Genomic DNA, 7874 nt, shown 5'->3' on the forward strand with positions numbered 1-7874 from the left:
TCATTGCTATCTTATCTATCGCCATGAGCTATCATGGAATGGAGGGAAACAATGAATATTCGTGATTTAGAGTATCTGGTCGCCTTGGCCGAGCACCGGCACTTCCGCCGCGCGGCCGATTCATGCCATGTAAGCCAACCCACGCTGAGCGGGCAGATCCGCAAGCTGGAAGACGAGTTGGGCGTCATGCTGCTCGAGCGCACCAGCCGCAAGGTGCTGTTCACCCAGGCGGGTCTGTTGCTGGTGGAGCAGGCGCGTACCGTGCTGCGCGAAGTGAAAGTGTTGAAGGAGATGGCCAGCCAGCAGGGCGAAGCCATGTCCGGGCCGCTGCACATCGGCCTGATCCCGACAGTGGGGCCTTATCTGCTGCCGCAGATCATACCGACACTGCACAAAACCTTCCCGAAACTGGAAATGTACCTGCACGAAGCGCAAACCCACCAACTGCTGGCGCAACTCGACAGCGGCAAACTGGACTGCGCCATTCTGGCGTTGGTGAAGGAAACCGAGGCGTTTATCGAAGTGCCTCTGTTCGATGAACCGATGAAGCTGGCGGTGTACTCCGATCACCCGTGGGCGCAGCGCGAGCGCGTGGCGATGCCGGATTTAGCGGGAGAGAAGCTGCTGATGCTGGAAGATGGCCACTGCCTGCGCGATCAGGCGATGGGCTTCTGCTTCCAGGCGGGCGCGGACGAAGATACTCACTTCCGCGCCACCAGTCTGGAAACGTTGCGCAATATGGTCGCTGCCGGCAGCGGCATTACCCTGCTGCCGTCACTGGCGGTGCCGCCGCAGCGCGAACGCGACGGCGTGTGCTATCTGGATTGCTACAAGCCGGAACCGAAGCGCACCATCGCGTTGGTGTATCGCCCCGGTTCCCCACTGCGCAGCCGTTATGAGCAGTTGGCCGAAGCGATCCGCGAGCACATGCAGGGCTACATCGACAGCGCGTTAAAACAGGCGGTTTAAGCCGTTAAGCGCCGCCACCCGGTAGGCTTCGGCCATGGTCGGATAGTTGAAGGTCGTATTAACGAAATACTCGATAGTATTGCCTTCACCTTTCTGTTCCATGATCGCCTGGCCGATGTGGATGATCTCCGCCGCACGCTCGCCGAAGCAGTGGATCCCAAGGATCTGCAGGGTGTCGCGATGGAACAGGATTTTCAGGCTGCCGACGTTCATCCCGGCTATCTGCGCGCGCGCCAGATGCTTGAACTGGGCGCGGCCCACTTCATACGGCACCTTCATCGCGGTCAGTTCCTGCTCGGTTTTGCCGACGGAGCTGATTTCCGGAATGGTGTAGATGCCGGTCGGGATATCTTCGATTAGGTGACCGCTGGCTTCGCCGGAGGCGATCGCTTGCGCGGCGATGCGGCCCTGATCGTAGGCGGCGGAAGCCAGGCTCGGATAGCCGATCACGTCACCGACCGCATAAATGTGCGACAGCGCGGTTTGATACATGCTGTTCACTTTCAGCAGCCCGCGGCTGTCCGACTCCAGACCAACGTTCTCCAACCCCAACGAATCGGTGTTGCCGGTACGGCCGTTGGCGTACAGCAGGCAGTCCGCTTTCACCTTCTTGCCGGACTTCAGGTGCACGATCACGCCGTCTTCGGTGCCTTCGATCTTCTCGAATTCTTCGTTGTGGCGGATCACCACGCCGTTGTTCCAGAAGTGGTAAGAGAGCGAATCCGACATCTCCTGATCGAGGAACGCCAGCAGCCGATCGCGGGTGTTGATCAGATCCACCTTGACGTTCAGGCCGCGGAAGATGGACGCATATTCGCAGCCGATCACCCCGGCGCCGTAAATGATCACGTGGCGCGGTTCATGGCTCAGCTCGAGAATGGAGTCGCTGTCGTAGATGCGCGGGTGATTGAAATCGACGCTGGCCGGATGGTAAGGGCGCGAGCCGCAGGCGATCACGATGTGGTCGGCGCGGATGGTGTCCTGGGTGCCGTCCATGTAGCTGACGCTGACGGTGTTGGCGTCGATGAAGCGCGCGTCGCCGGCGAACAGCTTGCACTGGTTCCGCTCATAGAACCCTTGGCGCATGCGGGTCTGCTGGCTGATGACGTTATCGGCGTGGCGTAAAATGTCAGGGAAGGTCGCGCTAAGCGTGCGCGAATTGTTGTAAAGCGGGTTCTGGTTGAATTCGATAATGCGGCTGACGGCGTGGCGGAGGGCTTTGGAAGGGATGGTGCCCCAATGGGTACATCCGCCGCCTACGTTGTTGTACCGTTCGATAACGGCCACACGGGCGCCCTGTTTCACCAGCCCCATGGCGGCACCTTCACCACCAGGGCCCGAGCCAATCACTATGGCATCAAATTGATAGTGCTGTTGCATGTAGGAGAGACCTGTTTTTTTATACAAGATTACAACGGTATCTTAACATCATAGCGCTGCTCACCCAATCACCATTAGGCTTTTTGAGTCAAAGCACAATCGGCTCAGGGCGGAAGTGTGATAGAGCGCGTTAGTATAAATGCTGTTGCAATAAAATTTGCTATATTGCCGAGTCTAGGGCGTTAGACTGAGAGAATGGAACCTATCCGGATATGCATATGGGCGTCAGAGCACAACAAAAAGAACGGACTCGTCGTTCCCTGATCGAAGCCGCATTCAGCCAGCTGAGCGCCGAACGCAGCTTCGCCAGCCTGAGCCTGCGGGAAGTTTCACGCGAGGCGGGCATCGCGCCCACGTCGTTTTATCGCCATTTCCGCGATGTGGACGAGCTGGGGCTGACCATGGTGGACGAAAGCGGCCTGATGCTGCGTCAGTTGATGCGCCAGGCGCGCCAACGCATCGCCAAGGGCGGCAGCGTGATCCGCACCTCGGTGTCCACCTTTATGGAATTTATCGGCAACAACCCGAACGCCTTCCGCCTGCTGCTGCGCGAGCGCTCCGGCACGTCGGCGGCATTTCGTGCGGCGGTGGCGCGCGAGATCCAGCATTTCATCGCCGAACTGGCGGACTACCTCGAGTTGGAAAACCACATGCCGCGCAGCTTTACCGAAGCGCAGGCGGAAGCGATGGTCACCATCGTGTTCAGCGCCGGCGCGGAAGCGCTGGATATCGACGTCGAGCAGCGGCAGCAGCTGGAAGAACGGCTGGTGCTGCAGCTGCGGATGATCTCCAAAGGGGCGTATTACTGGTATCGTCGCGAACAAGAAAAAGCTTCTGTGTCCCACGTATAAAAAAGGTAAAAAATGATGGAAAAACCAGGCCGTGAAAATGGCACCTTACTGCTGGCGTTGATTGCCGGCCTTTCGATCAACGGTTCCTTTGCCGCGCTGTTCAGCTCGGTGGTGCCGTTTTCGATCTTCCCGCTGATTGCGTTGGTGCTGGCGGTGTACTGTCTGCATCAGCGTTACCTGAACCGCGCCATGCCGGACGGCATGCCGAAGCTGGCGGCGGCCTGCTTCCTGCTGGGGCTGTTGATGTACAGCGCCATCGTGCGCGCCGAATACCCGCAGATCGGCTCCAACTTCCTGCCGTCGGTGATCTGTGTGGCGCTGGTGCTGTGGATCGGGGTCAAGCTAAAGGCGCGCAAGGCGCTGGATGCGCCGACTCAAGAGCCGTAATGAAACGGGGCGCCATCATGGCGCCCCTGTCGTATCAGCGGTGTTTTTCCAGCAACACGCCGCATTCCATGTGATGGGTATACGGGAACTGGTCGAACAGCGCCAGGCGGCTGACCCGGTGCGTGGCCTGCAGCGTTTCCAGGTTGGCGCACAGCGTTTCCGGATTGCATGAAATATACAGAATGCGCGGGTAAGCCTGCACCATCTTCACCGTTTCCGCGTCCAGCCCGCTGCGCGGCGGATCGACGAAAATCGTCTCGCAGTTGTAGCCGCTCAGATCGATGCCTTTCAACCGGTTGAATTCGCGTACTCCGTTCATCGCCTGGGTGAAGTCTTCCGCCGCCATGCGGATGATCTGCACGTTGTCGATATGGTTGGCGGCGATGTTGTACTGCGCCGCCGCCACCGACGGCTTGGCGATCTCGGTCGCCAGCACGCGCTCGAAATTGCGCGCCAACGCCAGCGAGAAGTTGCCGTTGCCGCAGTACAGCTCCAGTAAATCGCCTTTGGAACCGGCGGTGACCGCCAGCGCCCATTCCAGCATCTGCACGTTCATGGCCGCGTTGGGTTGAGTAAAGCTGTTTTCCACCTGGCGGTAGATCATATCGCGGCCGGCGACCGGCAGCACTTCGTCAACATAATCCTGGTCGAGCATGATCTTGGTCTTCGACGCTCGGCCGATCAGCTGCAGGTCAAAACCCTGCGCCCGCAGCTCGTCGCGCAGTTGCTCGGCGCGCTGCTGCCAAGCGTCATCCAGCTTGCGGTGGTACAGCAGCGAGGCGATGATTTTACCGCTTTGCGTCGACAGATAATCTATCTGGAACAGCTTGTGGCGCAGGATCGGCTCCGGTTTCAGCGCGGCGATCAGGGCGCTCATCAGGCGGTTGATCAGTTCGCTGGCGGCCGGGAATTGATCGACGCGAATACGCTGCTTGGTCTGCTGATCGAACATGATGTGATACATGTCTTCCGCGTCGTGCCAGATGCGGAATTCGGCGCGCATGCGGTAGTGGTCGACTGGCGAGCGGAACACTTCCGGCTCGGGCGCCGCGAACGGTGACATCAACGTCTTCAGGCGGGCGACTTTCTCCGCCAGTTGGTCATCGTAACGTTCAATAGGCAAATTCTCGGGCGTCATGTGTTTCTTCTCGTCAGGCAAATTTGATCAGCGGGGATTGTAGGGAATCAGCCCGTGAAGTCCAGTTTTGTCGCGTTTATTATTTGTAACATTAGTAGCAGTCTAGACATCTATTTGCATTGATCGTAGCATTGCCGTCCGGCCTCAAGCAGCGAGTGAAAAGGGAATCCGGTGTGAATCCGGAGCTGACGCGCAGCGGTAAGGGGAAGTCACGGCGATAGCGTTTTGACGCAGACACTGTCCACTGCAGGATGGGAAGTCATCGCCCGTTGCCGGTCGCGCCCCGCGGCCCGCAAATCCCAAGCCCGAAGACCTGCCGGTGTTACGTCGCAATATCCGTGGCCGTCGCGAACTACCGGCCATGATCCTGCGGCATCCGCCAATTAAGTTTGGATGCTTTTCTCATGACAATTACAAAAAATACGCTGCTGGCGGTGGTCTCTTCCGTCACGGCTTTTTCTGGATGGGCGCAAGACAACACCACTGCCACGAATGGCGATAATCTGGTGGTTACCGCCAACCGTTTCCCGCAGCCGGTTTCTTCCGTGCTGGCACCGACCACCATCGTCACCCGTAACGATATCGATCGCTGGCAGGCCAAGAGCCTGACCGACGTGATGCGCCGTTTGCCAGGCGTGGACGTTGGCCAAAACGGCGGGTTGGGGCAAAAGAGCTCGCTGTTTATTCGCGGCACCAACTCCAGCCACGTGCTGGTGCTAATTGACGGCATTCGCCTTAATCAGGCGGGCGTCAGCGGCTCTTCTGACCTGAGCCAAATCCCGATTTCGTTGGTGCAGAAAGTCGAATACATCCGCGGCCCGCGCTCGGCGGTATACGGTTCCGACGCCATCGGCGGCGTGGTCAACATTATTACCACGCGTGAAAAGAACGGTACTACGCTCTCAGCCGGCGTCGGCTCCAACGGCTACCAATCCTATGACGCGTCGACTCAACAGCAGTTGGGCGACAGCACCGTGGCGACGGTGGCGGGTGACTACACCTACACCAAAGGGTATGACGTGGTGGCCTACGGCAGCACCGGCATGCAAAGCCAACAGGATCGCGATGGCTTTATGAGTAAGTTGCTGTATGGTGCGCTTGAGCACCAGTTCAGCGAATCGGTCAGCGGTTTTGTGCGCGGGTATGGTTACGACAACCGCACGGCGTATGATAGTTATTATTCCTCACCGACCAGCTCTCTGCTGGATACGCGCAAACTGTATAGCCAAACCTGGGATACCGGATTGCGCTATAAAGAAGGCATTTACGCAACACAAGTGATTGGCAGCTACAGCCATAGCAAGGATTACGATTACGATCCTCGCCTCGGCATGCATGACAGTTCGGCCAGCCTGGTGGATTCCGAACAGTACAACCTGCAGTGGGGCAATACGCTGCAGGTTGGACAGGGTACCGTAAGCTCTGGCGTCGACTGGCAGCAACAGAAAATCAAACCGGATTCCACCACCGTGAAGGGTGAAAAAAGCCAACGTGATGCAGGCATTTATCTGACCGCGCAGCAACTGGTTGGCCCGGTAACGCTGGAAGGCGCGGTTCGAGGTGACGATCATTCCGAGTTTGGCTGGCATGGCACCTGGCAAACCAGCGCGGCCTGGGAGTTCGTCGAGGGATACCGTTTTATCGCGTCGTATGGCACGGCGTTCAAAGCACCGAATATGAGCCAGCTATACGGCAACTTCGGTAACAACACCGATCTGAAACCGGAAGAAAGCAAGCAGTGGGAAGGTGGCTTTGAAGGGCTGACCGGCCCGGTGACCTGGCGCATCTCCGGTTATCGCAACGACATCGACAATTTGATCGATTCCACGGGGGAAACCAACTACGTCTATTACAACGTGGGTAAGGCGACCATCAAAGGGATTGAAGCTACGGCCTCGTTTGATACCGGCCCATTGACGCATCAGATTGGTTATGACTATGTCGATCCTCGCAACGCCAAGACCAATGAAGTGCTGCTGCGGCGCGCCAAGCAGCAGGTGAAATATGAGCTGGACTGGCAGCTGTATGACTTTGACTGGGCGGTGACTTATCAATATCTGGGTCAACGTTATGACAAGGATTACAGTACCTATCCGGAACAAAGCGTTAAACTTGGCGGCGTGAGTCTGTGGGATCTCGCAGTTTCGTATCCGGTCACATCTCATCTGACAGTTCGTGGTAGAATTGCCAACCTGTTTGATAAAGATTATGAGACGGCCTATGGCTACGCTACTCCAGGAAGAGAATACTACCTCACTGGAAGCTATACCTTCTAACAGCACCGCCACACCTCGCCCGACGGTGCTGGTTTTTGATTCCGGCGTCGGCGGGCTGTCGGTGTATCAGGAGATTCGGCAGTTGCTGCCGGATCTCCACTATATATACGCGTTCGACAACGTGGCGTTCCCCTACGGCGAGAAGTCCGAAGAGTTTATCGTTGGGCGCGTGCTGGAGATTGTCGGCGCGGTGCAGCAGCGTCATCCTCTGGCGATTGTCGTCATCGCCTGCAACACCGCCAGCACGGTCTCCTTGCCGGCCCTGCGCGAGCGTTTCAGTTTCCCGGTCGTGGGCGTGGTGCCCGCCATCAAACCGGCGGCTCGTCTTACCGTCAACGGCATTGTCGGCCTGTTGGCGACCCGCGGCACCGTACAGCGCAGCTATACCCATGAGCTGATTTCCCGGTTCGCCACCGATTGCAAGATTGAGCTGCTGGGCTCTTCTGAACTGGTGGAGCTGGCGGAAGCCAAGCTGCATGGCGAAGCCGTGCCGCTGCCGGTGCTGAAGAAGATCCTGCATCTGTGGCTGAGCATGCGCGAGCCGCCGGATACGGTCGTGCTGGGCTGCACCCATTTTCCTCTGTTAGCTGAAGAGCTGATGCAGGTGTTGCCGGAAGGCACCCGATTGGTGGATTCCGGCGCGGCGATTGCCCGCCGCACCGCCTGGCTCATCTCTACGCAGGAAAGCCTGGTCTCGAGCCAGGAAGAGAATCTGGCGTATTGCATGGCGTTAAATGAAGATACTGACGCTTTATTGCCCGTTTTGCAGGGCTATGGTTTTAAATCGTTGAAAAAACTGCCGCTTTAACGGTGTTTTGGTTAAACATTCAACGGTCGGAAAAAATATTGAAAATAGGGGTTGCGGCTCGCCGA

At 57.8% G+C, this 7874-nt stretch carries 7 protein-coding genes and 1 riboswitch; of the genes, 5 read left to right on the forward strand and 2 right to left on the reverse strand.

The window, feature by feature from the left end; all coding sequences use genetic code 11:
* Window positions 1–51 precede the first annotated feature (51 nt).
* The gene (gene oxyR, locus ACMGF9_RS24330; protein ID WP_015379402.1) at window positions 52–969 is read left to right on the forward strand and encodes a DNA-binding transcriptional regulator OxyR; all 918 of its coding nucleotides are present in this window, start codon (window positions 52–54) and stop codon (window positions 967–969) included.
* Here the strand turns inward: oxyR and sthA are convergent.
* Complete coding sequence (sthA, locus tag ACMGF9_RS24335) at window positions 952–2349, reverse strand: Si-specific NAD(P)(+) transhydrogenase (RefSeq protein WP_004931047.1); 1398 nt, start codon at window positions 2347–2349, stop codon at window positions 952–954. The two genes, oxyR and sthA, sit on opposite strands and share 18 nt — an antisense overlap.
* Window positions 2350–2567: 218 nt before the next feature.
* On the opposite strand from sthA, the gene fabR reads away from it, so the two are divergent.
* Window positions 2568–3200, forward strand: coding sequence for an HTH-type transcriptional repressor FabR (gene fabR / locus ACMGF9_RS24340; protein ID WP_004931044.1), 633 nt, complete (start codon window positions 2568–2570; stop codon window positions 3198–3200).
* 15 nt (window positions 3201–3215) lie between these two features.
* The gene (locus ACMGF9_RS24345; RefSeq protein WP_004931042.1) at window positions 3216–3587 is read left to right on the forward strand and encodes a YijD family membrane protein; all 372 of its coding nucleotides are present in this window, start codon (window positions 3216–3218) and stop codon (window positions 3585–3587) included.
* 34 nt (window positions 3588–3621) lie between these two features.
* On the opposite strand, the gene trmA is transcribed toward ACMGF9_RS24345, so the two are convergent.
* Window positions 3622–4725, reverse strand: a complete 1104-nt coding sequence (trmA, locus tag ACMGF9_RS24350; RefSeq protein WP_015379401.1) for a tRNA (uridine(54)-C5)-methyltransferase TrmA — start codon at window positions 4723–4725, stop codon at window positions 3622–3624.
* Between the two features lie 122 nt (window positions 4726–4847).
* A riboswitch (cobalamin riboswitch) is annotated at window positions 4848–5061 on the forward strand.
* Window positions 5062–5129: 68 nt separating this feature from the next.
* On the opposite strand from trmA, the gene btuB reads away from it, so the two are divergent.
* A complete protein-coding gene (btuB, locus tag ACMGF9_RS24355; RefSeq protein WP_015379400.1) occupies window positions 5130–7001 on the forward strand; it encodes a TonB-dependent vitamin B12 receptor BtuB in 1872 nt (623 codons plus the stop codon).
* A complete protein-coding gene (gene murI, locus ACMGF9_RS24360; protein ID WP_414160467.1) occupies window positions 6946–7809 on the forward strand; it encodes a glutamate racemase in 864 nt (287 codons plus the stop codon). The genes btuB and murI overlap by 56 nt, the downstream gene beginning before the upstream one ends.
* Window positions 7810–7874 lie beyond the last annotated feature (65 nt).

Origin of the sequence: Serratia sp. BNK-23 (genome assembly GCF_047456145.1) — a bacterium.
Lineage (GTDB): Bacteria > Pseudomonadota > Gammaproteobacteria > Enterobacterales > Enterobacteriaceae > Serratia > Serratia nematodiphila.

Bases quoted from the DNA above. Each gene is read 5' to 3' on its own strand.
- oxyR (WP_015379402.1), top strand. From the start codon at position 52: ATGAATATTCGTGATTTAGAGTATCTGGTCGCCTTGGCCGAGCACCGG.
- sthA (WP_004931047.1), bottom strand. From the start codon at position 2,349: ATGCAACAGCACTATCAATTTGATGCCATAGTGATTGGCTCGGGCCCT.
- fabR (WP_004931044.1), top strand. From the start codon at position 2,568: ATGGGCGTCAGAGCACAACAAAAAGAACGGACTCGTCGTTCCCTGATC.
- ACMGF9_RS24345 (WP_004931042.1), top strand. From the start codon at position 3,216: ATGGAAAAACCAGGCCGTGAAAATGGCACCTTACTGCTGGCGTTGATT.
- trmA (WP_015379401.1), bottom strand. From the start codon at position 4,725: ATGACGCCCGAGAATTTGCCTATTGAACGTTACGATGACCAACTGGCG.
- btuB (WP_015379400.1), top strand. From the start codon at position 5,130: ATGACAATTACAAAAAATACGCTGCTGGCGGTGGTCTCTTCCGTCACG.
- murI (WP_414160467.1), top strand. From the start codon at position 6,946: ATGGCTACGCTACTCCAGGAAGAGAATACTACCTCACTGGAAGCTATA.